The 23,740-nt window shown below is 66.1% G+C and carries 26 protein-coding genes; 12 read left to right on the top strand and 14 right to left on the bottom strand.

What is annotated here, in order from left to right:
- Window positions 1–5: 5 nt before the first annotated feature.
- The 3 genes from ABHF91_RS16730 to ABHF91_RS16720 form a co-directional block, all read right to left on the bottom strand.
- The gene (locus ABHF91_RS16730) at window positions 6–764 is read right to left on the bottom strand and encodes a dienelactone hydrolase family protein (protein ID WP_409421365.1); all 759 of its coding nucleotides are present in this window, start codon (window positions 762–764) and stop codon (window positions 6–8) included.
- 128 nt (window positions 765–892) lie between these two features.
- Window positions 893–1,291 carry an NUDIX hydrolase gene (locus ABHF91_RS16725; protein WP_409421364.1) on the bottom strand — a complete coding sequence of 133 codons (399 nt, stop codon included), beginning with the start codon at window positions 1,289–1,291 and terminating at the stop codon, window positions 893–895.
- Window positions 1,292–1,353: 62 nt separating this feature from the next.
- On the bottom strand, window positions 1,354–1,761 hold the full coding sequence (locus ABHF91_RS16720) for a helix-turn-helix domain-containing protein (RefSeq protein ID WP_409421363.1): 408 nt from the start codon (window positions 1,759–1,761) through the stop codon (window positions 1,354–1,356).
- 108 nt (window positions 1,762–1,869) lie between these two features.
- On the opposite strand from ABHF91_RS16720, the gene ABHF91_RS16715 reads away from it, so the two are divergent.
- The 3 genes from ABHF91_RS16715 (at window position 1,870) to ABHF91_RS16705 (ending at window position 4,158) form a co-directional block, all read left to right on the top strand.
- The gene (locus ABHF91_RS16715; RefSeq protein WP_409421362.1) at window positions 1,870–2,769 is read left to right on the top strand and encodes an aldo/keto reductase family oxidoreductase; all 900 of its coding nucleotides are present in this window, start codon (window positions 1,870–1,872) and stop codon (window positions 2,767–2,769) included.
- 70 nt (window positions 2,770–2,839) lie between these two features.
- Window positions 2,840–3,247, top strand: coding sequence for a cupin domain-containing protein (locus ABHF91_RS16710; RefSeq protein ID WP_409421361.1), 408 nt, complete (start codon window positions 2,840–2,842; stop codon window positions 3,245–3,247).
- Window positions 3,244–4,158 (top strand): Gfo/Idh/MocA family oxidoreductase, encoded by a 915-nt coding sequence (locus ABHF91_RS16705; protein WP_409421360.1) that lies wholly within the window; start codon window positions 3,244–3,246, stop codon window positions 4,156–4,158. Before ABHF91_RS16710 ends, ABHF91_RS16705 begins: the two co-directional genes overlap by 4 nt.
- Window positions 4,159–4,212: 54 nt before the next feature.
- Here the strand turns inward: ABHF91_RS16705 and ABHF91_RS16700 are convergent, their stop codons facing one another.
- The 5 genes from ABHF91_RS16700 to hemC all read right to left on the bottom strand — a co-directional run bounded on the left by ABHF91_RS16700 (window position 4,213) and on the right by hemC (window position 9,722).
- Window positions 4,213–5,430: an ammonium transporter gene (locus ABHF91_RS16700; protein WP_409421359.1), complete on the bottom strand. Its 1,218-nt coding sequence runs from the start codon at window positions 5,428–5,430 to the stop codon at window positions 4,213–4,215.
- 335 nt (window positions 5,431–5,765) lie between these two features.
- On the bottom strand, window positions 5,766–6,938 hold the full coding sequence (locus tag ABHF91_RS16695) for a heme biosynthesis HemY N-terminal domain-containing protein (protein ID WP_409421358.1): 1,173 nt from the start codon (window positions 6,936–6,938) through the stop codon (window positions 5,766–5,768).
- Between the two features lie 11 nt (window positions 6,939–6,949).
- Window positions 6,950–8,059, bottom strand: a complete 1,110-nt coding sequence (locus ABHF91_RS16690; RefSeq protein WP_409421357.1) for a uroporphyrinogen-III C-methyltransferase — start codon at window positions 8,057–8,059, stop codon at window positions 6,950–6,952.
- Window positions 8,056–8,793: a uroporphyrinogen-III synthase gene (locus ABHF91_RS16685; RefSeq protein ID WP_409421356.1), complete on the bottom strand. Its 738-nt coding sequence runs from the start codon at window positions 8,791–8,793 to the stop codon at window positions 8,056–8,058. The genes ABHF91_RS16690 and ABHF91_RS16685 overlap by 4 nt, the downstream gene beginning before the upstream one ends.
- On the bottom strand, window positions 8,790–9,722 hold the full coding sequence (hemC, locus tag ABHF91_RS16680; protein WP_409421355.1) for a hydroxymethylbilane synthase: 933 nt from the start codon (window positions 9,720–9,722) through the stop codon (window positions 8,790–8,792). Before hemC ends, ABHF91_RS16685 begins: the two co-directional genes overlap by 4 nt.
- Before the next feature lie 207 nt (window positions 9,723–9,929).
- On the opposite strand from hemC, the gene ABHF91_RS16675 reads away from it, so the two are divergent.
- Complete coding sequence (locus tag ABHF91_RS16675; protein WP_409421354.1) at window positions 9,930–12,395, top strand: class I adenylate cyclase; 2,466 nt, start codon at window positions 9,930–9,932, stop codon at window positions 12,393–12,395.
- Between the two features lie 6 nt (window positions 12,396–12,401).
- Here ABHF91_RS16675 and ABHF91_RS16670 read toward each other — a convergent pair whose 3' ends face one another.
- Both ABHF91_RS16670 and cyaY read right to left on the bottom strand, forming a co-directional pair.
- Entirely contained in the window at window positions 12,402–12,701 is a 300-nt protein-coding gene (locus tag ABHF91_RS16670) for a SelT/SelW/SelH family protein (RefSeq protein ID WP_409421353.1), read from the bottom strand.
- Window positions 12,698–13,015, bottom strand: coding sequence for an iron donor protein CyaY (gene cyaY, locus ABHF91_RS16665; protein ID WP_409421352.1), 318 nt, complete (start codon window positions 13,013–13,015; stop codon window positions 12,698–12,700). Before cyaY ends, ABHF91_RS16670 begins: the two co-directional genes overlap by 4 nt.
- A gap of 74 nt (window positions 13,016–13,089) precedes the next feature.
- Between cyaY and lptM the strand changes: the two genes are divergently transcribed.
- Genes lptM through xerC form a run of 5 tightly spaced genes read left to right on the top strand, consistent with a single transcriptional unit; the run spans window position 13,090 to window position 16,959 of the window.
- Window positions 13,090–13,251: an LPS translocon maturation chaperone LptM gene (gene lptM, locus ABHF91_RS16660; protein WP_409421351.1), complete on the top strand. Its 162-nt coding sequence runs from the start codon at window positions 13,090–13,092 to the stop codon at window positions 13,249–13,251.
- Between the two features lies 1 nt (window position 13,252).
- Entirely contained in the window at window positions 13,253–14,503 is a 1,251-nt protein-coding gene (gene lysA / locus ABHF91_RS16655) for a diaminopimelate decarboxylase (RefSeq protein ID WP_409421350.1), read from the top strand.
- Entirely contained in the window at window positions 14,500–15,363 is an 864-nt protein-coding gene (gene dapF, locus ABHF91_RS16650) for a diaminopimelate epimerase (RefSeq protein WP_409421349.1), read from the top strand. Before lysA ends, dapF begins: the two co-directional genes overlap by 4 nt.
- The gene (locus ABHF91_RS16645) at window positions 15,360–16,055 is read left to right on the top strand and encodes a DUF484 family protein (RefSeq protein WP_409421348.1); all 696 of its coding nucleotides are present in this window, start codon (window positions 15,360–15,362) and stop codon (window positions 16,053–16,055) included. Before dapF ends, ABHF91_RS16645 begins: the two co-directional genes overlap by 4 nt.
- Complete coding sequence (gene xerC / locus ABHF91_RS16640; protein WP_409421347.1) at window positions 16,048–16,959, top strand: tyrosine recombinase XerC; 912 nt, start codon at window positions 16,048–16,050, stop codon at window positions 16,957–16,959. The genes ABHF91_RS16645 and xerC overlap by 8 nt, the downstream gene beginning before the upstream one ends.
- 281 nt (window positions 16,960–17,240) lie before the next feature.
- Here the strand turns inward: xerC and ABHF91_RS16635 are convergent, their stop codons facing one another.
- Window positions 17,241–18,491 (bottom strand): tyrosine-protein phosphatase, encoded by a 1,251-nt coding sequence (locus tag ABHF91_RS16635; RefSeq protein ID WP_409421346.1) that lies wholly within the window; start codon window positions 18,489–18,491, stop codon window positions 17,241–17,243.
- A 189-nt stretch (window positions 18,492–18,680) separates the two neighbouring features.
- Between ABHF91_RS16635 and ABHF91_RS16630 the strand changes: the two genes are divergently transcribed.
- Entirely contained in the window at window positions 18,681–19,373 is a 693-nt protein-coding gene (locus ABHF91_RS16630) for an aspartate/glutamate racemase family protein (protein WP_409421345.1), read from the top strand.
- Window positions 19,374–19,422: 49 nt separating this feature from the next.
- Here ABHF91_RS16630 and ABHF91_RS16625 read toward each other — a convergent pair whose 3' ends face one another.
- Together ABHF91_RS16625 and ABHF91_RS16620 are read right to left on the bottom strand one after the other, a co-directional pair.
- On the bottom strand, window positions 19,423–20,232 hold the full coding sequence (locus ABHF91_RS16625; RefSeq protein WP_409421344.1) for a MetQ/NlpA family ABC transporter substrate-binding protein: 810 nt from the start codon (window positions 20,230–20,232) through the stop codon (window positions 19,423–19,425).
- A 125-nt stretch (window positions 20,233–20,357) separates the two neighbouring features.
- Window positions 20,358–20,609 (bottom strand): hypothetical protein, encoded by a 252-nt coding sequence (locus tag ABHF91_RS16620; protein WP_409421343.1) that lies wholly within the window; start codon window positions 20,607–20,609, stop codon window positions 20,358–20,360.
- A gap of 189 nt (window positions 20,610–20,798) precedes the next feature.
- On the opposite strand from ABHF91_RS16620, the gene ABHF91_RS16615 reads away from it, so the two are divergent.
- Both ABHF91_RS16615 and ABHF91_RS16610 read left to right on the top strand, forming a co-directional pair.
- Window positions 20,799–21,506: a helix-turn-helix domain-containing protein gene (locus tag ABHF91_RS16615; protein ID WP_409421342.1), complete on the top strand. Its 708-nt coding sequence runs from the start codon at window positions 20,799–20,801 to the stop codon at window positions 21,504–21,506.
- Window positions 21,507–21,628: 122 nt separating this feature from the next.
- Window positions 21,629–22,519 carry a DMT family transporter gene (locus ABHF91_RS16610; protein WP_409421341.1) on the top strand — a complete coding sequence of 297 codons (891 nt, stop codon included), beginning with the start codon at window positions 21,629–21,631 and terminating at the stop codon, window positions 22,517–22,519.
- Between the two features lie 51 nt (window positions 22,520–22,570).
- Here the strand turns inward: ABHF91_RS16610 and ABHF91_RS16605 are convergent.
- Window positions 22,571–23,733 (bottom strand): IS3 family transposase gene (locus ABHF91_RS16605; RefSeq protein ID WP_409420050.1). Its coding sequence is split into 2 segments (ribosomal slippage): window positions 22,571–23,478 and window positions 23,478–23,733, totalling 1,164 coding nucleotides; the frame shifts between segments, so codons are not numbered across the junction.
- Window positions 23,734–23,740 lie beyond the last annotated feature (7 nt).

Genomic DNA, 23,740 nt, shown 5'->3' with positions numbered 1-23,740 from the left:
GCACCTCATCGCACGGCGCTCAGCGGCAGGGTTTCTTGCAGGTAGGCGGTGAAGCGTTGCCAGGATTTTCTGTCTGCCTCGGCGTGGTAGCGGGGGGAGCCGAACACGCTGAAGGCGTGGGGCGCGCCGCTGTAGGTCGTCATCTCGTGGGGCACGCCGGCCTGCTCCAGCCGGCTCGCCAGCTCGGCAAAGTCGGTCAGCGGCACGGCGTCGTCTGCCGAGCCGTGGAACACCAGCACGCTGCCGCGGGTCTGGCGGTAATCCTGTCCGGGCGGGGTGGCGAGCCCCCCGTGGAAGCTGACAAAGCCTTGGGCCGGCAGGCCGCTGCGGGCGGCCTCCAGCACGGCGGCGCCGCCGAAGCAGTAGCCCAGCAACACCCGGGGTGTCGGACTGTCGCCCTGGGCCTCGGCTGCCGCGACGCCGGCCTGCAGACGGTGGCGCAACAGGGTGCGGTCGGCATACAGGGCGCCGGTGAGACGGCGCTTGTCGGCCTCGGCGGTGGGGCGTATGCCTTCACCGAACAGATCCAGGGCGAACACCCGGTAACCCAGCTGAGCCAGCATGTCGGCCCGTTGCCGTTCGTAGTCGGTGAGGCCGTCCCAGTCATGCACCAGCACCAGCAAGGGGGCGTGGGGATGGGGGGCCTGGTAGTAGCCCTCGAAGGGCTGGTTATCGATGAGGTAGCGGACGGTCTGGCCGGCGGCCAGACCGGGGCGGCAGGCCAGCAACAGGGCGGCCGCCAGGGCGAGGGACAGCAGACGCATGGGATCCTCCGACGGGCGATGGCCTGCCGGCACCCACCGGCAGGGAGGACGACTCACCTCGGGTTGAAGGTAGTGTCCCGCCGGTCGGCTTGTCAAAAACCATTCTCATCTGTGTTGCTGAGGATGGCTCAGCGCAGCAGGCCCTGCTGCGCCAGCCAGTCCAGCACCAGCAGGGCGGCGGCGGAGCAGCGGGCCCGGTCGGCCAGTCCCAGCCAGGCCAGCTCGGCGATCTCGGCGGCCGGTTGCGGCGTGCCGGCATAGTGGCCGGCATAGCAGGTGAGGCGCACCAGGGTGCCGGCGGGCTTGCCGTCTGCCTGGGCGCTCAGGGTGACCTGATGCTGCAGGGAGTCGGGCTCCAGGGTCACCGCCAGCTCCTCGGCTATCTCCCGGCACAGGGCCTGGGTGTCGCTCTCGCCGGCCTCGCGCTTGCCGCCGGGCAGGTAGAACAGGGTTTTACCCTGGCTGCGGACCATCAGCAGGCGGTTGTCCTGCACCTGCAGCAGGGCCAGTTTGTCGATATGGGACATGATGCGTTGTCTTCCTGTGTTCGTGGGGGCCTACCTTAACCAGCCGGGGGACGCTTGGCCAGTCAGGCCTCGTCCAGGTGCTTGCCAAACTGGCGGGCCAGGGCCAGATCGAAGAAGCCGTCCTCCTTCTTGTGGCTGCGCAGAAACTGGTAGTAGGCCAGCAGGGTGGTGAGATCCGCCCCCTGCCAGAGCGGTGCACGCCCCAGGTGCTCGGCGGTGAGGCGGTCGGCGGCCTCCAGGGCCTCCCGGTCCACCACCTCGGCCCGGCGGTAGAGGTAGCCACAACCGGTGGCCAGCCATTCCAGGGAGCAGTTGGCCCTGAGTGCGATCTGGTTGGCCTTGGCAAAGCCCGGCTCGGCGCCCTTGAGGTATTTGCGGATCAGGGACTCGGAGAGGCCGACCTTGCGGGCGAAGGCGCTGACGCTCTCCTCGCCCATCAATTGTTGCAGCCGCTCGGCAAAACCTTTCATTTCGTAATCCTGAGGGGTCGTACCAAAGTGCGAATCTTGTGAGCCGCTATTATTGCCTGACTCAGGGGCCTTGGCCAAGATGAGGCCTCATACTGCGAGGAGCACACCATGTCCGTATCACGTATCAAGTTGCACCCGGAAGGGCCCGAGTTTTCCCGTTTCATCATGGGCTACTGGCGCCTGATGGAGTGGGGGCTGAACCCGGCCCAGCGGCGGGATCTGCTGCACTTTCATCTGGATTTGGGTATCACCACGGTGGATCACGCCGATATCTACGGCGGCTACCAGTGCGAGGTGGCCTTCGGTGAGGGGCTCAGGCTCGCTCCCGAACTGCGTCAGCGCCTGGAGATCGTCAGCAAGTGCGGCATCGCCCTGACAGCGGATCCGGCCCACCAGCTTAACCACTACATCACCAGCCGGGAGCACATCATTGCCAGCGCCGAGCGCTCCTTGCAGCGCCTGGGCACTGATTACCTGGACCTGTTGCTGATCCACAGACCCGACCCCTTGATGGACGCCGACGAGGTGGCCGAGGCCTTCATCGCCCTGCGCCAGGCGGGCAAGATCCGCCATGCCGGGGTCTCCAACTTCACTCCCGGTCAGTTCGCCCTGCTGCAATCCCGGCTGCCCTTCCCCCTGGTGACCAACCAGGTGGAGATCTCGCCGCTGCACCAGGAACCCACCCTGGACGGCACATTGGATCAGCTGCAGCAGTTGCACATCCGGCCCATGGCCTGGTCCTGCCTGGGGGGCGGTCGCCTGCTGACCGATCACAGCTGCCATCACCTGCGCGAAGAGCTGGAGCGGGTGCGTCAGGAGGTGGGGGCCCAGACCCTGGAACAGGTGGTGTACGCCTGGGTGATGCGGCTGCCCAGCCAGCCGCTGCCCATCATAGGCTCCGGTCGGCGGGAGCGGATCGCCAGCGCCCTGCAGGCTGATGGTCTGCAGTTGGATCGCCAGCAGTGGTTCCGCATCCGCAAGGCGGCCCTGGGTTACGATGTGCCCTGAGCCGGATATCCACTGGCTCGACGCCGCGGCATTCCACGACCGGCCAAGGCCGGCCGGCGAGGTGGGGCCCGTGACCCGGGCGCAGGATCTGCCCCATGTCTGCTATCGCCCCGCCCATGGCAATCCGGCCGCCGACGGCTGGCAGCAGGGGCGGGGGGAGAACCCCTGCATCTGGGTGGCCTGCGAGCAGGGACTGGCGGCGGAGGGGTGTCTGCGCTCGACCCTCGACGGAGTGATCGACAGCCGCTTGCCGCCGGGGGCCAGCATCGGCTGGCACCGGCACACGGACAGCGAGGAGATCTACTACCTGCTGGAGGGGAGCCTGACGGTGTCGGTGCAAGATGCCGGCGGCCAGCTGGCGTCGTTCCGCTTGCAGCCGGGGGACAGGCACCTGCTGTCGCCGGGCATGGCTCATGCCGCCCTGGCCGGTGACGAAGGGGCGCGCTTCATCGCCGTGCTGGCGCGGGTGCCGGCATGATGCGCCGGGCCCTGCTCATCGGCGGCAACTGGGGACTGGTGCATCTAGGGGCCTACCGCCAGGCCGGCATCGAGGTGGTGGGGCTGCTGGGCCGCCCCGGCGAGTCGGTGGCGCACATCGCCCGGGAGCAGGGCATCCCCCATGCCCTGACCCGGGTCGAGGAGATCGCCGAGCTGGCCCCCGATGTGGTGAGCCTGGCCACCCCGGCCGTCAGCCATGGCGACTGGCTGGCCCGGCTTGGCGACTACCCGGTGATCTGCGAGAAGCCCCTGCTGGGGCTCACCGGCTCGCCGGCGGCCCTGCCCGCGGGGCGCCAGCCGGTCTGGGTCAACTACGCCTTTGCCTTTCTCGACTCGGCCCGCCTGCTGGCGCAAATCCTGCCGACCCTGGGGCCCGTCCAGCGGGTCAGCCTGGCCTGCCACTACCGGTTGCCGCTCACCTTCACCCCGGCCCAGTGGTGGCTGGAGGTGGCGAGCCACCCGCTCTCCTTTTTGGCCCATCGGCTGGGGGAGCCGAAGCTCACCGCCGTGCACTCGCCCCATGCCCTGTCCGCCACCCTGGGTGGCGTGCCCGCGTCGCTCTATTGCGGGCCGGCGGAGGCGCCGGGCCTCTATCAGACGCTGGAGTTGCACACCCAAGGCGGCCTGCTGCGGCTTGCGGGCCACTATCGGCCTGGCGAGACCTGGCAGTACGACCCATTGACCCTGGATGGGCGGCAGCTCAACGACGGCGAGTGGTGCGCCGAGGATTGCTGGCTGCGGGCCAACCGGCGCAGCCTGCTGGCCATTCTCGAACAGCTGAACCGACCCGCCCCCTTGCCCCAGGCGCTGGGTGCCGGCCTGTTCAACCCCGCCAAGGCCTGGCCGCTGGACGCGCTGATCCAGGCGGCCTATGGTGCCGTGAGCCAATAAGAAAGGCGCCTAACCAGGCGCCTTGTTCATCTGTAAGTCACTTAGAGCTGTGCGTCAGATCTGCACCTCGCCGGCGGTGGCGCTGATCTTGTGGATGGCCAGATCCGCCCCCCGGTGTTCCTCTTCCTGGGTCAGGCGGATGCCCACCAGCTTGGCCATCAGGCCGTAGACGATGAAGGCGCCCACCACGGCGATGCTCACCCCCAGCAGGGTGCCGATGAGCTGGCTCATCAGGCTGACACCGCCCAGGCCGCCCCAGGCTTCGCTGCCGAAGAGACCGGCGGCGATGCCGCCCCAGGCGCCACACAGGCCGTGCAGCGGCCAGACCCCCAGCACGTCGTCCAGCTTGGGTTTACGCTGCAGCCAGGTGAACACCAGGATGAAGATGGCGGCGGCCACGCCACCCACCACCAGGGCGCCCACCGGGTGCATCAGATCGGAACCGGCACACACGGCCACTAGGCCGGCCAGGGGGCCGTTGTGGATGAAGCCGGGGTCATTTCTGCCCATCAGCAGGGCCACCAGGGTACCGCCCACCATGGCCATCAGGGAGTTCACCGCGACGAGACCGCTGATGCCGTCCAGCTTCTGGGCGGACATGACGTTGAAGCCGAACCAGCCGACGATCAGGATCCAGCTGCCCAGGGCCAGCATGGGGATGTTGGACGGGGCAAAGCTGAGCACCTGGCCGTTGCGCACCCGACCGCGGCGGGTGCCCAGCAGCAGCAGGGCCACGAGACCGATCCAGCCGCCCACCGCATGCACCACCACGGAGCCGGCGAAGTCGTGGAAGGCGGCGCCGTAGTGGGCCTCCAGCCAGGCCTGCAGGCCGAAGTGGCCGTTCCAGGCGATGCCCTCAAACAGGGGATAGACCAGGCCCACCATCAGGGCGGAGCAGATCAGCATGGGGTAGAAGCGGGCCCGCTCGGCGATGCCGCCGCTGACGATGGCCGGGATGGCGGCGGCGAAGGTCAGCAGGAAGAAGAACTTCACCAGGGCGTAGCCGTTGTCGGCCATCAGGCTCTGGGCGCTGCCGAGGAAGTTTTCGCCATAGGCCAGCTGATAGCCGACGAAGAAGTAGGCCAGGGTGGAGACCCCGAAGTCGGTGAGTATCTTCACCAGGGCATTGACCTGGTTCTTGGCCCGTACCGTGCCCAGTTCCAGGAAGGCAAAGCCGGCGTGCATCGCCAGCACCATGATGGCGCCGAGCAATACGAACAAGGTGTTGCCGCCGGTCACCAGGCTGGCCACCGCGCTGTTGGTCTCTACCACAAATAACCTCCATTTATGTCGAAGCGATCTCGTGTCACCGGGCAGGAGTGCCGTTTGCACCACTCGCGCGTCTTTGTGCACCATTGGTGCGCAAATCCAGTGCAATAGGCGGTCGATGAAACAAAAGTCGTGCCAAAATGGCGAGAAATCCGAACTGATTTGGGGCTTTGCGCTATAACCACATGATTTGCAATGGAATGGCGTTGCGCTATTTTGGTCTGCGTTGGCTGAAGATGGCGTGAGTTAGGGGTGGTCAGTGCGCGCTAAAATAGTGCTTTGCACTTAACTGGTGCTGGTGGGTGAGGCGGCCACGCCCAGGGCGTGGCCGGGGGGGATCAGGCGGTCAGTTGCAGACCGGCCAGGTAGTAGTGGTTGGCCTTCTCGAACAGCCGCTGGCGCTCCATCAGCTGGCCCAGCAGCTGGTAGTCCCGTGGGTTGGGGGCCAGGGTCACCGCCTTCTCCAGCAGTTGCAGGGCCTGGGGATAGTGCTGCTGGTGGAAGCAGATCTGACCCTGGGCGGAGAGCAGGGCCGCCTCGTTGTCCTGATCCGGGCCATATTGCTGCAGCAGGGTCAGCAGGGGCTGGTAGTCCGTCAGCTGCAGCTGGCCACACAGGGCCAGAAGGGCCGGCTCGCGGCTTTGCTTGAGCCCTTCTCGCAGCAGGGTTTCCGCCGCGTCGTGGGCCTGCAGCCGGATGAGCTGCCGGCAGCAGGCGGCCCGCAGCGCCACCTGCTGGCGCAGGGGCTTGGCCAGGCCTTGCCAGTAGTCCAGCAAGGGCTGGCTGCCTTGTTCGGCCAGCTCGGCGAAGCGGGCCGGGTAGGCCTGCTGTTGCAGCTGACTCACGGCCTCCGGGGTCAGCAGCTTGAGCTTCTGCAGCTGGGGCAGCAGATCGATCAGCTCCTGCCAGCGGCCCGCGGCCAGCAGGGCGCGCTGATAGAGGGTCAGCAGCCGCGGATGCTTGGCATGCTCCGCCAACAGCGGAGTCATTTGGGCCAGCGCTAGCTCAGGCTGTTGGTTGCGCAGGGCCAGGCGGGCCGCCAGCAGGCCGCCGGCCAAGGAACCTTCGGGATGGGCCAGGGCCTCCTGCAGGTAGCGATCCCGGGCCTCGCCTCGCCCTTGGGCATCCGCCGCCCGGGCGGCCCCCAGGTAGTTGAGCAGCGGGAATTCGCTGTCGGCGGCGCTGGCGGCCATCAGGCGCTCGGCCTGACGGTAGTCGCCGGTGGCCAGGGCCAGGTGCCCCTTGCGTGTCCGCTGTACCGCCTTATGGCTGCGGCGCAGGCCGAACCAGTTGCGGGTGCGGCTGCCCAGGGAGAACAGCCGGGTGATCAGGTATTCCAGCAGCAGCAGGCCGAAGTAGCCCAGCACCGCCACCAGGGCGGCGCTGACCACCGTCATCTCCACGCTGTAGTGGCCGAGGATGATCTGCACATAGCCCTGGTTGCCCGCCAGATGGGGACCGGCGAAGAGGGCGACCGCCAGCAGCAACAGCAGTAGCAGAATTCGAAACATGGCGCCTCCTGTCAGGACCGGTTCATCAGGGTTTGCAGCCGTTGCTGCACCAGATCTTCCAGCTGGGTCTGGCTGGCCAGCTTGTCGGGGTATTTCTGGCTCAGGGGCTCGGCCAGCAGCTTCTCCAGCTCGGACTGCATGAACTGGGTGCCGCTGTCGTCGCCATCGAAATACTGCTCCAGCCACTGGCTGACCCGCTGCAGGCTGTCTTCGTAGACGGCGCTTTGCTCCCGGTAGACCGCCTGCTGGGCGTTGAGCAGCTGGGTGCGCAGGTTGGCCTTCAGGTACCAGCGCTGATCCGGGGCCAGCAGGGCCTCGCTATCACTGTCCAGCCGGCGGATGCTGATGAAGTTGTCGGCAAAGCCGCGCCAGCTCTTGTACAGGTTGTCCCGCCAGTCGGTGAGGGACTCGCTCACCTCACCCTCCTGACTGGCGGCGGGGGCCTTGTGGCCCATGCCCTTCACCGGCAGCTGATCCAGGTTGTCGATGAGGGCCGCCAGGCGCAGCACCAGCCCTTCCTTGTCGGGTTGGGGCAGGGCCTGCAGGCTGGCCTGGTCTTCGGCGAAGGCCTTGCGCACCGGCAGCAGGGCCGGGTCGTTGAGATCCCGGATGCGGCCATCGGCCTCGTGCAGCAGCAGCAGGGCGGCGTTGACGTCATGCTCCAGCCACAGCTTGCGACCGGCCATGCGCACCAGGTAGTCGGCCTCCGCCAGCAGCCAGTCGTTGGGCCGGCGGCTGCTCAGGGTCAGCAGCTGGTGCTCCAGCTGGTTCTGGCGGTCGCTGTCCTTGAGCAGTTGCTGCTGCAGATCCCGCAGCCGCTCGTCCGCCTGGGAGAGTTGGCTGAGCAGCGGGCTCTGCTGGGCCTTGAGCTCGGTGAGTTGCAGCTGCAGCTGTTGCAGCTGGGCGCTCTGCTGATCGCTGAACCAGCGGCCGTAACCATAGACGCCGGCGGCGGTCCCTAAGGCCAGCAGCAGGGCCAGGGCCGCCAGGGCGCGACCGCTGTGCACCGGCTTGGGCGGGGTTGCCGGCGCATCCGGGGCGGCGGCCGCGGCGGGGGCGACCTGCGCCTGGGTCTCGACCTGGGCCTCGGTCTCGGGAGGAGTCGCTTTTTCCGTCATCATGGGGTCCTCGTTGGCAGCGCCGCCAGGATGGCGGCGGTGGCGGCCCCCTGGGTCAGCTGAATATGGTGCATGCCGGCCCGGGTCAGCCAGTCGCCGATCCGGGTGCTGGGCACATAATAGGTCAATTGCTCAAGCCAGGGGCGGGCCGCACCGGGCAGCAGCTGGCTCAAGCGGTTAAACAGATCACCGCTGGTGATGATAACACTGTCCACCCCGGATGAGCGCCACTTGTGCCAGAGGCTAGCGCCATCCAGCGGCAGCGTCTCCCGGCGGTAGCATTCGCAGTAGCGCACCCGGGCACCGCGGGCCGTCAGCTGCTGGGCCAGGAACTCGCGACCGCTGTCGCCCCGCAGTATCAGCACGGGCCGGCCGGCCACCGCTTCGGGTTGCAGGGCCGGCAAGGCCAGCAGCCCCTCGCTGTCGGCCTGCGCCGGCGCCAGGGCCTGGATGCCCGCCTGCTGCCAGGCCGCCGCGGTGGCGGGCCCCACCGCCAGGGCCGGCGTCGTGGGCCAGCTCAGCCCCTGGGCTGTGAGCCAGCCGTCGGCCTGCTCCACCGCCGGGGCGCTGACGGCGATGACCAGCGCCGCCTCGGCCAGGGCCTGGGGCAGCTGGACCAGCTCGCGGCCCGGGGTCAGGGCGAACAGGGGGCAGCAGACGGGGTGATGGCCGGCCAGGGACAGGGCCTGGCACAGGGCATCGGCCTGGGGTTGCGGGCGCAGCACCAGGGGGGTCATCGGTCGCCGTACACCTGGGCCAGGATACGATCCGCGCCGGCTTCCAGCAGGCGGCGGGCCAGGGTCTCGCCCAATGCCTCGGCCTGCTGGCGCGGGCCGCGGATCTCGTCTTGCAGCAGCTGGCTGCCATCCGGGCTGCCCACCAGGCCCCGCAACCAGAGCTGCTCCCCCGCCAGCACGGCGTGGGCGCCGATGGGGACCTGGCAGCCCCCCTGCAGGGCGCGGTTCATGGCCCGTTCCGCCAGCACCCGATCCCGGCTGTCGGCATCATCCAGGGGCGCCAGCAGGGCCAGGGTCTGGCGGTCCGCCAGCCGGCACTCAATGGCCAGCACCCCCTGGCCGTTGGCCGGCAGGCTGGTCTCCACCGGCAGCGCCTGGCGGATGCGCTCCGCCATGCCCAGCCGCTGCAGGCCGGCGGCGGCCAGCAGGATGGCGTCATACTCGCCGGCGTCCAGCTTGGCCAGCCGGGTGTTGACGTTGCCCCGCAGATCCCGCACCTGCAGATCCGGCCGGCGGGCCCGCAGCTGACACTGGCGGCGCAGGCTGGAGGTGCCCACCACGGCCCCCTGGGGCAGTTCGTCCAGGCTGGCGAAGCGGGGGCTGACGAAGGCGTCCCGCGGGTCTTCGCCGGCGCAGATCACCGTCAGCCCCAGGCCGTCAGGGAAGTCCACCGGCACGTCCTTCATGGAGTGCACCGCCAGATCGGCGCGGCCTTCCAGCAGGGCGGTCTCCAGCTCCTTGACGAACAGCCCCTTGCCGCCGACCTTGGCCAGCGGCGTGTCCAGTATCTTGTCACCCCGGGTGCTCATGGGCACCAGCTCCACCCTCAGCTGGGGGTGCAGTTGCTGGAGGCGATGGCGTATGTGTTCGGCCTGCCAGAGGGCCAGGGGACTCTTGCGGGTGGCGATGCGCAGGGACTGTGAAGTCATCATTTTTCTATGCGGGTGTCGGGTAGCCGGATAGTAACACCCTTGTTAGTCGGCTGCATGTTGATGCCCATCTGAGGCCATTCTGTTTTTGCACCAAGTCGGTTCGGAGAAATGGTTTACCCGCCCTGAGGCTGTTGTTACCATGCTCACATTTTTAGCAGATCCTAATATCTGCTTTCATTCCCCTGGAACCGGAAGACCAGTCTGTTGTCGAATCATATCCAGACGCTGGTTGCGCGTTACGACGCCATCAACCAAGCGAAGACTGCCCGTGCATTGGAGGCCATGAGCGAGTACGGCCAGCAGATCTTTGAGCTGCTGCCGGTGCTGCTGCACTTCAATCACCCGCTGTTGCCTGGCTATGTCTCCGGTGAGGTGCCCCACGGCATCGCCTTCTTTACCCTGTCCGAGGCCCAGCAGGAGTTCATCGACGACATCTGCATGGCCACCCACAACCTGCAGGGCATCCAGGCCAGCGAGACCGCCATCCTGGGGGTCTACTCCATGGGCAGCACCGCCTCCATCGGCCAGTGCTGCAGCTCGGACCTGGACATCTGGGTCTGTCACTCCCATCACCTGAGCCTGGATCGGCTGGAGCTGCTGGAGCACAAGTGCCTGCTGATCTCCAAGCTGGCGGAGCACCGCGGGGTGGAGCTCAACTTCTTCCTCATTCCCGACAACAAGTTCCGCCTGGATAACGTGGCCGAGCTGGGGGGCGACAACTGCGGCAGCGCCCAGCACCTGCTGCTGCTGGACGAGTTCTACCGCAGCGCCCTGCGCATCGCCGGTCGCCGCCTGCTGTGGCCCGTGGTGCCGGTGGAGTGGGAAGAGGAGTACGACCAGGTGGTCAGCACCCTGATGCGGGACTGCGGCCTCAAGCCGGAGGAGTGGCTGGATCTGGGCGGCCTGCAGCGCATCCCGGCGGAGGAGTATTTCGGCTCCGCCCTCTGGCTGCTGTACAAGGGGCTGGACTCCCCCTACAAGGCGGTGCTGAAGATCTTGCTTATGGAGGCCTACTCCGCCGAGTTCCCCGACACCCGCTTGCTGTCGGTGGAGGCCAAGGCCTGGTTCCAGCACCACGAGGGCTACGATCTGGCCCTGGACACCTATTACCTGATGCTGCAGAAGGTGACCCACTATCTGCAGGGTATCAATGATCTCAAACGGCTGGATCTGGCCCGCCGCTGCTTCTACCTCAAGGTGTGCGATCACGGCGGCGGCCGTCAGGCCTGGCGCCAGGCGGTGCTGGATCGGCTGATCGCCGAGTGGGGCTGGAGCGCCGAGGTGGTGCACCATCTGGACAGCCGCGACCAGTGGAAGGTGGAAGAGGTCAAGCACGCCTATGGCGAGCTGCTGGAGACCCTGATGCAGAGCTACAGCCAGCTCATCCAGTTCGCCCGGCGCAACAACATCAGCGAGTCCATCAACCCCGAAGACATCGGCATCCTCTCCCGCAAGCTGTATGCCGCATTCGAATCCCTGCCCGGCAAGGTGCAGCGCATCAACCTCAAGATAGCGCCGGATCTGCACGAGGCGGATCTGAGCTTCATCCAGGTGCCGCCCGGTGGCATCAATCGCGCCGGCTGGTACCTCTACAAGTACGCGCTGACCCCGGCGGCCATCATAGGTCGGGCGCCGCTGGAATATAACGGCTACATCAGCAAGCTGGTGGCCTGGGCCTACTTCAACGGCCTGTTGACCAGCACCAGCCGGGTGCAGCTGCGGGCCCTGGGGTCGGATCTGGCCCTGCCGGCGTTGCACCAGTTCTGCCACGATCTGGCGGCCACCTTCCCGGTGCGCCTGACGCCGGCGGCCAACCTGGCCCTGAGCCGGCCCTGCGAGGTGCGCCACCTGGGCATCTTCCTCAACCTGGAGCTGGACCCCACCTCCCACTGGCAGGACCGGGAGCTGGCCTTCGATGCCGAGAACGCCGACGTGCTGAGCTTCGGCCTGGAGCAGGAGTGCCTGGTGGGCACTGTGGATCTCGTCTACCGCAACTCCTGGAACGAGATGCGCACCCTGCACTTCACCGGCCCCGAGGCGGTGGTGGAAGCCCTCTCCACCATACTCGGCAAGATGCACCAGGACGCCGCCGCCCCCGAGGCGGTGGAGGTGTTCTGTTACAGCCAGCACTTCCGGGGTCTCATCCGCAATCAGTTCAACCGCCTGGTGCAGGAGTGCATCGAGTTGCGGCTGGCCCGGGACAAGCAGCGGCTGGTGAAGCTGTTGTCGGTGGGGCAGGAGAAGTTCGCCCTGTTCCTGGAACGGCGCGGCGTGTCGGTGAAGCGGATGTCCGGCGCCATCGACTTCTACCGCCAGATTGCCAACAACAAGCTGGAGCGGCTGCCGGATGACGATGAGGGCGGACGCCAGGGGGTGCCGTCCGTGGTCGACTCCTATGCCAGCGAGGGGCTGATCCAGTTCTTCTTCCAGGACAGGGAGCACGGCTTCAGCGTCTTCGTGCTGGACGAGCACAACAAGGTGGAGATGTACCGGGACTACTTCGGCAGCAAGGAAGATCTGGTGCAGAGCGTCAGCCGCTACTACACCCTGACCCACGAACGCTTCCATAACGAGGGGCAGTTCATCAACTTCAACCTGCCCCAGTTCTACGAGCTGGTGGAGGAGAACGGGCAACTGCAGGTGGTGCCCTACCGCAGCGCCCCGCGCTAGGCGCCGTCAGGGCGCCGTTTTTTCACGATCCAGGTGGCCCAGATCCCGCGCCGGGTCGATACAGTCTCGCACCCGCTGCTTCAACTGCTTCACATCCGGGAAGCCGCCGTCGTGCTTGCGCTCCCAGATGGTCTCGCCGTTCACCAGAATCTCGAAGTGACCGCCGGTATCCGGGTGCAGGGTCACGCTGCCCAGCTCCTCGCTGAAGGTGTGCAGCAGCTCCTGGGCCATCCAGCTGGCCCGCAGCATCCAGTTGCACTGGCGGCAGTAGTAGATGTCGATCTTGGGCTTGTCGGCGCCGCTCATGAGAGCAGCTCCACGTCTTCACCGGATTGGCTGGAGCAGGCGGCGGACAGCAGCGTCATCAGCTCGTTGCCTTCCCGGTTGTCGATCCAGACACCCTCCTCATAGGCGAAGTGAAACCCGTTGGCGCGGGTGGCCACCCAGATCTGATGCAGGGGCTCCTGGGTGTTGATGATGATCTTGCTCTTGTTCTCGAAGGTCAGGGTCAGGACATTGCCCTGACGCTCGCAGTCGATGTCCACTCCGCTGGCCTCGATCCCTTCCTCGATGGCCAGGAACTGCTGCTCCGCCAGGGCGTGGAATTCGCTGTCTTTCATCTGTTACCGTCCTATTGCATTTAAGAGGATGAGTGCGATTATAGGGGCCCATTTACCTTTTTAGCACTAGCGCCATGAACAACGCCAAGCTGGCCTGCGGGCTGCTGTTGCTGGTGATGACCGGATTAGCCGGCTGCGGCCTCAAGGGGCCGCTGCAGATGCCCAGCAAAGAGACACCTGCCCAGGCCGAGGCGCAGGATGTGCCTGCCACCCCCCACGACAAGGAACAAGAGTAACATGGATTTTTTTAACTACCGGGATGACGGTGTCCTCTGCGCCGAAGGCTGCGCCCTGCCTGAGCTGGCCGCGCAGCACGGCACGCCCCTGTATGTCTACTCCCGCGCCACCATTGAGCGCCACTGGCAGGCCTTCGACTCCGCCGCCGGTCAGGTGCCCCACCTGATCTGCTACGCGGTGAAGGCCAACGGCAACCTGGCGGTGCTCAATCTGCTGGCCCGCCTGGGGTCGGGGTTTGACATCGTCTCCGGTGGTGAGCTGGCCCGGGTGGTGGCGGCCGGCGGGGATCCGGCCAAGGTGGTGTTCTCCGGCGTCGGCAAGACCGCCGAGGAGATGCGCTACGCCCTGGAGCTGGGCATCCTCTGCTTCAACCTGGAGTCCGAGGCCGAGCTGGAACGGCTCAATACCGTGGCCGGCGAATTGGGCAAGGTGGCGCCGATTTCCGTGCGGGTGAACCCGGACATCGACGCCGGCACCCATCCCTACATCTCCACCGGCCTCAAGCAGAACAAGTTCGGCGTGCCCATCGAGCGCGCCATCGCCCTGTACCGGGTGGCGGCCAAGCTGTCCCACATCAAGGTGACCGGCATCGACTGCCACATCGGCTCTCAGCTCACCGAGCTGGAACCCTTCCTGGCCTCCATGGACAAGCTGCTGGTGCTGATCGACCGCCTGGCGGCCGAGGGCATCCAGATCCACCACCTGGACGTGGGCGGTGGCCTGGGGGTCAACTACGGCGACGAGAACCCGCCCCATCCCGAGCAGTATGCCGCCGCCCTGAAGGCGCGCCTGACCGGCCGGGACCTGACCCTGATCTTCGAACCGGGCCGCGCCATCATGGCCAACGCCGGCGTGTTGGTGAGCAAGGTGGAATACCTGAAGGCCGGCGAGGATCGCGACTTCGCCATCGTCGACGCCGCCATGAACGACCTGATCCGGCCGTCGCTCTACAGCGCCTGGATGAACATAGTGCCGGTGAACAAGACCCTGGTGCGGCCGGCCAAGCGCTACGACGTGGTGGGCCCCATCTGCGAGACCGGCGACTTCCTGGGCAAGGATCGCGAGCTGACCATAGCCGCCGGCGACCTGGTGGCGGTGCGCTCCGCCGGGGCCTACGGCTTCTCCATGTCCTCCAACTACAACGCCCGTCCCCGGGTGGCCGAGGTGCTGGTGGACGGCGACACCGCCCACCTGGTGCGCCAGCGTGAGCCCCTGGAGGATCTGTGGCGCCTGGAGACAGTGCTGCCATGAACCGGGAGCGCGAGCGTGAGCGCAACGGCCAGACCCTGCACTTTGCCAAGATGCACGGCCTGGGCAACGACTTCATGGTGGTGGACGGCATCACCCAGAAGGTGTTCTTCAGCCCTGAGCTGATCCGTCGCCTGGCGGATCGCCACTTCGGCGTCGGCTTCGACCAACTGCTGCTGGTGGAGCCGCCCTACGACCCGGAGCAGGACTTCCACTACCGCATCTTCAACGCCGACGGTTCCGAGGTGCAGCAGTGCGGCAACGGGGCCCGCTGCTTCGCCCGCTTCGTGCGCCTGAAGGGCCTCACCAACAAGGATCGCATCGCGGTCAGCACCATGAGCGGCAAGATAGTGCTGACCCTGGAGCGGGACAACCAGGTGACGGTCAACATGGGGGTGCCGGAGTTCGAGCCCGGCAAGGTGCCGTTCCGCGCCCAGAAGGCGGAGAAGACCTACCTGCTGCGCAGCAACGAACAGACGGTGCTGTGCGGCGTGGTCTCCATGGGCAACCCCCACTGCGTGCTGGACGTGGACGACGTCAAGACGGCGCCGGTGGAGAGCCTGGGGGCCGAGCTGGAGCGCCACGAGCGCTTCCCCGAACGGGTCAACGTGGGCTTCTCCCAGCGGGTGTCCGCCGGGGAGATCAACCTGCGGGTGTTCGAGCGGGGTGCCGGCGAGACCCTGGCCTGTGGCACCGGCGCCTGCGCGGCGGCCGTGGTGGGCATGAGCCAGGGGCGGCTGCGGGACAAGGTGAAGGTCAATCTGCCCGGTGGCAGCCTGACCATCTGCTGGCAAGGGCCCGGCAAACCCGTCTTCATGACGGGTCCGGCAGAACATGTGTTTGATGGTGTAATCGAACTATGAGCGAAAGCGGGGTGTTGACCGAGATGAGCAAGGCGGCGGAGGTGGCAGAATACCTGCGCCGTCATCCGGAGTTTTTTTTGCAGCACAGGACGCTGCTGGACGAGCTGGTGATACCGCACGAGACCTACGGCGCCGCCTCCTTGCTGCAGCTGCAGCAGGAGCGCTGGCGGGAGCGGCTGCACGATCTGGAGCAGCAGCAGCGGGCCCTGCTGGCCAACGCCAGCCGTAACGAGCACATCTTCCGGGTGTACGGTGACGTCTACCCCGAACTGTTTCACTGCACCACACTGCGCCAACTGTGGAAGCGGCTGCACCACACCTTCCAGGAGCGGCTGCGCATCCCGGTGAGCGCCCTCTGGCTCAACGAGGGGGCCGTGCAGGTCAAGCGCTCCGACAAGGGCTTCGTGCTGCCCGGTAACACCTTCGAGCGCCTCACCCGCCAACCCATGGCCCAGCGCACCATCTACCTGGGGCCCATCGGCGAGAACGACAAGCAGATCCTGTTCGGTGCCGATACCCTGGTGCACTCGGTGGCCCTGCTGCGTCTGGGGGAGAACGGCGAGGCCGGCCTGCTGGCCTTCGGCCACGCCAATCCCCATCACTACCAGCCGGGCATGGACTGCCTGCTGCTGGAACAGCTGGGCCGCTTCGTCACCCTGCTGCTGCCGGATCTGGTGCTGGGGCGTGTCTGAGGCCCTGGCGCCGGCCGTCGAGGCCTTCCTGCAACACCTGCGGGTGGAGCGTCAGCTCAGCCCGCACACCCTGACCAACTACCGCCGCCACCTGGGCGAATGCACCGCCCTGCTGGCGGAGCTGGGGCTGGACGACTGGCGCTGGCTCAAGGCACCCCTGGTGCGGGCCCTGGTGGTGCGGCTGCACAAGGGCGGCCAGCAGGCCCCCCGCACCCTGGCCACCAAGCTCTCCGCCCTGCGCAGCTTTGGCGACTACCTGGTGCGCCAGGGGGTACTCAAGGCCAACCCTGCCCGGGGCGTGGTCACCCCCAAGCAGGGCCGCCCCTTGCCCAGCAACCTGGACGTGGACGAGCTGCACCAGCTGCTCAACCTGACCGACGAGACCGATCCTCTGGCGGTGCGGGATCGCGCCATCATGGAGCTGTTCTACTCTTCCGGCCTGCGGCTGGCGGAGCTGGTGGCCCTCAACGTGGCGGATCTGGTGCCCGGCGAGCGCATGCTGCGGGTGCTGGGCAAGGGCAGCAAGGAGCGAGTGGTGCCGGTGGGCCGTCTGGCCCTGGAGTGGCTGGCCAAGTGGCTGGCCCTGCGGCCGGCGTTTTTGGCACCGGGCAGTGACGAGCCGGCGCTGTTCTTAAGCCAGCAGCACCGGCGGCTGAGCCCGCGCTCGGTGCAGAAGCGGCTGGCGGAGTGGGGCGTCAAGCAGTCCCTGCCCAGTCACGTCCACCCCCACAAGCTGCGCCACAGCTTCGCCACCCACCTGCTGGAATCTTCCGGCGACCTGCGGGCGGTGCAGGAGCTGCTGGGCCACGCCAACCTGGCCACCACCCAGATCTACACCCACCTCGACTTCCAGCACCTGGCCCAGGTCTACGACCAGGCCCATCCCAGAGCCAAGCGTAAGTAAGCCAAGCGCCTCTGTCAGCTCAGCGCCCAAAGCCGCGCCGGGCAGGGCCCTAATGCTGGTCAGTTAAGAAACAGAGATACTCATGAATGGCCGCCAGAGGCAAGCCTTCCCCCACCTAACCTCCCCAAGGGGGAGGAACGATTTTGCCCTCCCCTTATTCAAGGGGAAGGGGTTGGCTTTTGCCTCAAAAAACCGTGTCGTTGATGCAGTTAAGGCGCCAACGGCGCCTTAACTGCTGAGCATTACGGGCAGGGCCCGGCAGGGTTTGCACGATGTGAGGACTAACCCGCCTTGAGTTTCTGTTGCAGTGTGCTGATCTGCGCCTCGGTCAGGTAGCCGTTGCTGACAAAGTATTCGGTCAGTGCCGCCTGCAGATCCAGATCGCTGTCCGCCGGGTCCACTCCCAGCATGTTGCGCAGGGAGTATTCCAGCAGGCCGTAGTCGCGGAATTCGCCGATACCCATGTTGTTGGAGGCCTGGTAGTCGGCGGCTATGGTCTGCCAGTCGGTGCCGGCCAGGCCGGAGAGCATGGCGGTGATCACCCCGGTGCGGTCGGTGCCCAGGCGGCAATGCACCAGGTAGGGCCCCGGGTGGGCGTCGTCATCGATAAAGCTGACGATGGTCTGGATGGCCAGACCGAATTCGCTGCTGTCGGACTTGTAGTAAACCAGGTTGTAGCCCAGCTCCAGGGTCAGGTTGTCGCCCTTGTCGATGATGGCCTGCATATAGTCGCCGATGGACTCGCCCAGGCTGCTGTCCAGACTGGCAGTCTCGTCACCGGAGAGTGTGATGACGGAGCCGATGCCGTTGGCCTCCATCAGGCTGTTGACGTAGGCCAGGCGCGGCGCCTCTGTCTCCAGTGCGGGGCGGGACTGCTTGTAGGGGTGGTACGAGCGGAACAGCTGCAGGCCGTCGGCGGCTCGACGGAAGTTGGCCAGGGTCTGCTGCCCCTCTGAGGTGGTGAGGTCGAAGTCTGCCAGGGTCTTGATGTCGTTGGCCTGGGCCTCGTTGGCTATGATGGTGTCCAGATCGTCATCGGCGCCCACCAGGATATGGTTGCCGAGAAAGTGGTAGCCGTCCGGCACCGTGCTGGAGAGATCCAGCCAGTGGGTCTCGTCGTCCACCGTCACCACGAACTTGTATTCCGGATGGCCGCTGTTGCCCGGGATATCCAGGGCGTCGGCGTCGGTGGCCAGATACCAGACGCCGCTGTCGGTCTGGCTGGCCGTCAGGGGCAGGGCGCCATCGCTGCTCCAGCCGTTGAAGGAGCCGCGCACCTCCACCGCCGAGATGGTGCTGCTGTCGGTGATGCCCTGGGCGTCAAGGGCATCGCTCTGGCTGGCGGCATCGAACACGAAGATCACCTGGCTGGCATCGCTGCTCAGCGCAAAGGTGCGGGCGGTGACGGTGTCGCTCAGGGTCACGGGCACATCGCTACTGCTGGTGTTGGTGGTGGAATCCGAGTCGTTACAGCTGCACAGTGCCAGCGCCAGCAGACACAGCAGCCCCCCCTTAAATAGAGATTTGAACATGATGATTTCCTTCGTTGGTCTGATTATTGGTAACCGCCCCGTCCGGAAGCGGTCCGACCATTGGAAGCCGGTTTGATGACCGGCTTGTGACAGGTGGCGAATAGCCACGGAGGGTCAGGAGCGCAATTGTATGCAAGCCAAATGACGCTCGGCTTGTCATGATATCCATTTGGATATTGGAGTGATGCGATGAAGATCATAGGCATACTGGGTGGCATGAGCTGGGAGTCCACCGTCAGCTACTACCAGGCGTTGAATCAGGGGGTGAAGGCGCGGCTGGGGGGCCTGCATTCGGCGCGCCTGCTGCTGCACAGCGTCGACTTTGCCGAGGTGGAGGCGCTGCAGCACGCAGGTGACTGGGATGCCCTGGCCCGGCTCTTGGTGGATGCGGCCCTGGGGCTGCAGGGGGCGGGGGCCCAGGGGCTGCTCATCGCCACCAACACCATGCACAAGCTGGCGCCCCAGCTGGAGGCCGCGCTGGATATCCCCCTGCTGCACATCGCCGATGCGGTGGGGACCCGGCTCAAGGCCGATGGCGTCACCCGGGCGGGCCTGTTGGGCACCCGCTTCACCATGGAGCAGGACTTCTACCACGCCCGGCTGGCGGCGCGCTTCGGCATCGAGCTGTTGGTGCCCGAGGCGGACGATCGTCAGCGGGTGCACGACATCATCTACCGCGAGCTGTGCTGCGGCCAGATCCGGGCCGACTCCCGGGAAGAATACCTGGCCATCATGGCCAAGCTGCAGGCCCAGGGCGCCCAGGCGGTGGTGCTGGGCTGCACCGAGATCCCCTTGCTGGTGCAGCCCCAGCATACCGATATCCCGCTGTACGACACCGCAGCCCTGCATGCGGCCGCCGCGCTGGAGTGGGCCCTGGCCTGAGGTTAAAAAAAACGCCGGGCGGGGCCCGGCGTCGACTGTGGTGGCTGGTTTACCAGCCCTGGGGGAACTTGTAGCCCAGGTAATGGCCCTTGGCGTAGTCGCGGAAGGCTTGGGAGTTGTAGGCGGCCACCAGGTCCTTGACGAAGGGCTTGTCCTTGTCCTCGCTGCGCACCACCACCCAGTTGATGAACTCATAGCCCTTCTCCAGGAACAGGCCGCTGGTGAAGGGGATGCCGCTGGAGGCGGCGTAGTTGCCGTTCACCACCGCGAAGTCCACATCCTCCCGGGAGCGGGGCAGTTGGGCGGCCTCCAGCAGCACCAGCTTGAGGTGATGGGGGTTTTCCACCACATCGAACTCGCTGGCCTTCAGGGGATCTATGCCGTCCTTGAGCTTGAGCCAGCCCAGATCCTGCAGCATCAGCAGGGCGCGGGCTTGGTTGGTGGGGTCATTGGGCAGGGAGACGCTGTCGCCGTCCGCCACCTGATCCAGCTGGCGCTTCTTGCCGGAGTAGAGTCCCATGGGGCCGGTGGGCACCTGGGTGATGGGGGTCAGATCCAGGCCGCGGCTGGCGGCGAAGCTGTCGAGATAGGGTTTGTGCTGGAAGCAGTTCACATCCAGTGAGCCGTCGGCCAGGGCGATGTTGGGGGTTACGTAGTCGGTGAATTCCACCAGCTTGACCTGGTAACCCTGGGCCTCCAGCTGGGGCTTGATGGAGTCGGTGACCATGTTGCCGAAGTCGCCCACCGTGGTGCCGATGACGATGGTGGACTTGGCGGGATCGGCGGCCTGCAGGGGGAGGCTGGCCGCCAGCAGGGTGGCGCAGAACAGGCTGGCAGTCAGCCGCAGGAATGACGTCATAACAGGCTCCTTGTCGTGGCAGGCCGCACCGGCCTGGGGCGAATGAAGTGGCCGTTTAGCCATCTAAACGTCCATGATCATGACGCTATCAGACTCCTTGCGTGATGCCAAGCCCATTTTGGGGATCAGTCGAGGCGTTGTGGTCGCCGATGGCGCAACCACCAGAGGCGGGCCAGGCTCAGCAGCACGCCCCCCAGGCAGGCCAGGATCAGCAACATCTGGATCCATTCTGCCTCGAGGCCGAACACCGACAGCCCCACCCGGCTCATGTGGTAGTCCTGGTGCCGGGCCTCATCCAGAAAATCCAGCACGCGCCACAGCAGCAGCAGGCCGCTGAGCAGCAGGGCGCCCAGCCAGCGCAGCTTGGGTGTCAACATCGGCATCTCGCTTGTTCTCGTCTCGTCATGGCGGCCAACCCGCCGCGCCGGCGCCCATCATACGCCAGTGGGCCCCGGCCTGCCTTAGCCTATGCAGTGAGCGTGCCGGAATAAGAGGGCTGCCTGACGCCCTCGCTGACCCTGTGTCGGGGGACGGCTATAATGGCGCCTCCAGAACCGGAGGTCTGCATGCCCAACAGCCTGAGCATCCGCCGCTACAGCCGGCAGCGGCAGCGTCACGCCCACCCCTTTCACCAGCTGGTGCTGCCCCTGCAGGGGGTGATCCGCATCGAGCTGGCCGGCTTCACCGGCAAGGTGGCGGTGGGGGAGTGCGTGGTGATCCCCGCCGGGGAAGAGCACGACTTTCGCGCCGATGAGGCGGCCCGCTTCATGGTCGCGGATCTGGATGAGCTGCCCGCCGGCCTGTTGGCCCTGCCGGGGCGGGTGTTTGCCGTCAGCCCGCCGCTGCAGGCCTACCTGACCTTCGTCGAGCGCCAGCTGCAGCATCAGCTGGATCCTGAGCTGGAAGCGGCCCTGCTGCCGCTGTTCTGCCAGCTGCTGGCCCGCCAGGCCCGGGACAGGCCCCTGGATCCCCGCATCCGGGCGGTACAGGCGGTGATCGCCGAGGGGCTGGCCGAGCCCCTGGCCATCGCCGATCTGGCGGCGGTGGCCTGCCTGTCCCCCACCCAGTTCAAGAAGCTGTTCTCCGCCCAGCTGGGCTTGAGCGTCCATCAGTACCTGATCCGCCAGCGCATGGAGAAAGCCCGCGCCCTGCTGACCCACACCGATCTGCCGGTGCAGCAGGTGGCCGAGCAGGTGGGCTACGGCGATGTGTCGGCCTTTAGCCGCCGTTTCACCCGTCACGTCGGCCTCTCCCCCCGCCAGTTCCGCGGCTAATCCCCTCGCGCCCGGCCGCAGGTGCGGCCGTTTTGGCAACAAAAGCGTCCGTTCGGCAAACTCACTGGCGACGACTTGCCCTATGCTGGCCGGGTCGTCTGTCGGTCTTAAAAGGAATTGCCATGCTGGCCCGTCTGTCCGCCCCTGTGCCCCAGGCCCGTGCCGCCGTGTTGCTGGCCTCCCTGCTGTGGGGCACCACGGGCACGGTGGCCAGCTTCTCCCAGGCCCTGAGCCCCTTGGCCATCGGCGCCTTCGCCATGGGGGTGGGCGGCCTGTTGCAGACCCTGCTGGCCTGGCGGCATATCCGCCGGGAGCTGGCGGCGTTGCAGGCCCAGTGGCCCGTGCTGCTCACTGGTGCCCTGGCCATCGCCGTCTACCCCCTGGCCTTTTACAGTTCCATGCGCCTGGCGGGGGTGGCTATCGGCACCGTCATCTCCATCGGTACCGCCCCCTTCTTCACCCTGCTGCTGGAGTGTCTGATCGGCCAACGTGGCTCGGTGAGCCGCCGCTGGTGGCTGAGCTTCGCCCTGGGGGTGGTGGGCCTGGCGCTGCTCAGCCTGCCGGGGGCCGCCCCGGCCTCGGCGCCGGCCCCGGTGACCGGCACCCTGCTGGGGCTGCTGGCCGGTTTCACCTATGCCCTCTACTCCTGGGTGGCCAAGCGCCTCATCGCCGGGGGCATCCGCTCCCAGGCCGCCATGGGCAGCCTGTTCGGCCTGGGGGCCCTGCTGCTGTTGCCCAGCCTGCTGCTCACCGGTTCCCATCTGACGGCCCCCGTCGGCAACCTGCTGGTGGTGGGCTACATGGCCCTGGTGCCCATGTTTCTCGGTTACCTGGCCTTCGGCTTTGGCCTGCGCCACGTGGCGGCCAGCCAGGCCACCCTGCTGACCCTGTTCGAGCCCGTGGTGGCCGCCCTGCTGGCGGTGACCGTGGTGGGGGAACCCATCCCCGCCCTGGGGTGGCTGGGCATGGGCTTGATACTGGGGTGCCTGCTGCTGCAGGCGCGGGGGGAGTAGGGGGAGGAACGATTATTTCCTCCCCTGGTTCAAGGGGAGGGTTTGTAGTGGTCAACTAAATCCGGACACTCTGTTAAGCCGATTTTCGGCTTCTGCTGGCGGGAGCCCATCGTTATGTTGATGGGGTCGCCGCCAGTTGTAGTAGTCCATCAGGTAGTAGCTGATGTCCCGTTTTGCTTCCTGGAGTTTCTGGTATCCCGTCTCAGGGATCCATTCTGTCTTTAAACTTCTGAATACCCGCTCCATGGGGGCGTTATCCCAGCAGTTGCCTCGTCGGCTCATGCTCTGGGTTATCCGATAACGCCACAGCCGTTGCCGAAATTTCCGACTGGCATACTGGCTACCCTGATCGCTGTGAAACAGCACTCCCGGCGGACAGCCTCGTTGCTGATAAGCCATATCCAGGGCTTTCACGGCCAAGTCGGCATCCGGCTTATCGGACAGCGCCCAACCAATCACCCGCCGAGTACAGAGATCGAGTACCACCGCCAAGTAATACCAGCGGCCACCGGCCCAGACGTAGGTGATATCACCGCACCAGGCGCGGTTTGGTTGCGCAACAGCAAACTCACGTGCCAATAAATTCGGGATGTCCGGTCGTTCACACTGCGCCGCTTTATAGGCATGAGAGCCGGGCTGCTTCGATACCAAACCCGCTTCCTTCATCAGGCTACGCACCTTGAATCGACCAATTTGGTGTCCCAACTCACGCAGCCTCAACATCAGGGTTCGGCTACCAGCAGAGCCCCGACTTTCCTTGAACAAGCGCCGCACTTCACTTCTGTGCTGCAGCCGTTCACGATTTACATGGCCCTTACGCGCCAAATACTCATAAAAAGATGAGCTTGCGATATCAAACACAGAACAGACCAGTTCGGTAGACTCATGCTCTCTTAATCGCTCGATCAGCGCGTACGTTCGAGATCGTCCGCCATCAAGAGAGCTGTAGCCTTTTTTAGGATCGCTTTTTCGCGTTCAAGTCGGTTGATCCGCGCCTCCAGCTCCTGGATTTTTTGCTGCTCTGGCGTCAGCGCCTTGCTGGCCGGTGTGGAACCATTCCGTTCGGATTGCAGCTGTTGAACCCATCGACGGAGTGCGGTTTCACCGACACCGAGTGAGCGGGAAGCATCGGGCACGGAATAGCCATGTTCGAGCACCAAGCTCGCCGCTTCGAGTTTGAACTCAGCAGTAAATGAACGACGTTGTCTTGTCATTGAACAC

Source organism: Pseudaeromonas aegiceratis (assembly GCF_046254905.1).
In the GTDB taxonomy this organism is placed as follows: Bacteria; Pseudomonadota; Gammaproteobacteria; order Enterobacterales; family Aeromonadaceae; genus Pseudaeromonas; species Pseudaeromonas aegiceratis.
Note: the sequence above shows the minus strand (reverse complement) of the source record. Positions and strands in the feature narration are given on the sequence as shown.

What these genes read in the sequence shown, in the direction of transcription:
- ABHF91_RS16730 (WP_409421365.1), bottom strand. Translation starts at nt 764, where the DNA reads ATGCGTCTGCTGTCCCTCGCCCTGGCGGCCGCCCTGTTGCTGGCCTGC.
- ABHF91_RS16725 (WP_409421364.1), bottom strand. Translation starts at nt 1,291, where the DNA reads ATGTCCCATATCGACAAACTGGCCCTGCTGCAGGTGCAGGACAACCGC.
- ABHF91_RS16720 (WP_409421363.1), bottom strand. Translation starts at nt 1,761, where the DNA reads ATGAAAGGTTTTGCCGAGCGGCTGCAACAATTGATGGGCGAGGAGAGC.
- ABHF91_RS16715 (WP_409421362.1), top strand. Translation starts at nt 1,870, where the DNA reads ATGTCCGTATCACGTATCAAGTTGCACCCGGAAGGGCCCGAGTTTTCC.
- ABHF91_RS16705 (WP_409421360.1), top strand. Translation starts at nt 3,244, where the DNA reads ATGATGCGCCGGGCCCTGCTCATCGGCGGCAACTGGGGACTGGTGCAT.
- ABHF91_RS16695 (WP_409421358.1), bottom strand. Translation starts at nt 6,938, where the DNA reads ATGTTTCGAATTCTGCTACTGCTGTTGCTGCTGGCGGTCGCCCTCTTC.
- ABHF91_RS16690 (WP_409421357.1), bottom strand. Translation starts at nt 8,059, where the DNA reads ATGATGACGGAAAAAGCGACTCCTCCCGAGACCGAGGCCCAGGTCGAG.
- ABHF91_RS16685 (WP_409421356.1), bottom strand. Translation starts at nt 8,793, where the DNA reads ATGACCCCCCTGGTGCTGCGCCCGCAACCCCAGGCCGATGCCCTGTGC.
- hemC (WP_409421355.1), bottom strand. Translation starts at nt 9,722, where the DNA reads ATGACTTCACAGTCCCTGCGCATCGCCACCCGCAAGAGTCCCCTGGCC.
- ABHF91_RS16670 (WP_409421353.1), bottom strand. Translation starts at nt 12,701, where the DNA reads ATGAGCGGCGCCGACAAGCCCAAGATCGACATCTACTACTGCCGCCAG.
- cyaY (WP_409421352.1), bottom strand. Translation starts at nt 13,015, where the DNA reads ATGAAAGACAGCGAATTCCACGCCCTGGCGGAGCAGCAGTTCCTGGCC.
- lptM (WP_409421351.1), top strand. Translation starts at nt 13,090, where the DNA reads ATGAACAACGCCAAGCTGGCCTGCGGGCTGCTGTTGCTGGTGATGACC.
- lysA (WP_409421350.1), top strand. Translation starts at nt 13,253, where the DNA reads ATGGATTTTTTTAACTACCGGGATGACGGTGTCCTCTGCGCCGAAGGC.
- dapF (WP_409421349.1), top strand. Translation starts at nt 14,500, where the DNA reads ATGAACCGGGAGCGCGAGCGTGAGCGCAACGGCCAGACCCTGCACTTT.
- ABHF91_RS16645 (WP_409421348.1), top strand. Translation starts at nt 15,360, where the DNA reads ATGAGCGAAAGCGGGGTGTTGACCGAGATGAGCAAGGCGGCGGAGGTG.
- ABHF91_RS16635 (WP_409421346.1), bottom strand. Translation starts at nt 18,491, where the DNA reads ATGTTCAAATCTCTATTTAAGGGGGGGCTGCTGTGTCTGCTGGCGCTG.
- ABHF91_RS16630 (WP_409421345.1), top strand. Translation starts at nt 18,681, where the DNA reads ATGAAGATCATAGGCATACTGGGTGGCATGAGCTGGGAGTCCACCGTC.
- ABHF91_RS16625 (WP_409421344.1), bottom strand. Translation starts at nt 20,232, where the DNA reads ATGACGTCATTCCTGCGGCTGACTGCCAGCCTGTTCTGCGCCACCCTG.
- ABHF91_RS16620 (WP_409421343.1), bottom strand. Translation starts at nt 20,609, where the DNA reads ATGTTGACACCCAAGCTGCGCTGGCTGGGCGCCCTGCTGCTCAGCGGC.
- ABHF91_RS16615 (WP_409421342.1), top strand. Translation starts at nt 20,799, where the DNA reads ATGCCCAACAGCCTGAGCATCCGCCGCTACAGCCGGCAGCGGCAGCGT.
- ABHF91_RS16610 (WP_409421341.1), top strand. Translation starts at nt 21,629, where the DNA reads ATGCTGGCCCGTCTGTCCGCCCCTGTGCCCCAGGCCCGTGCCGCCGTG.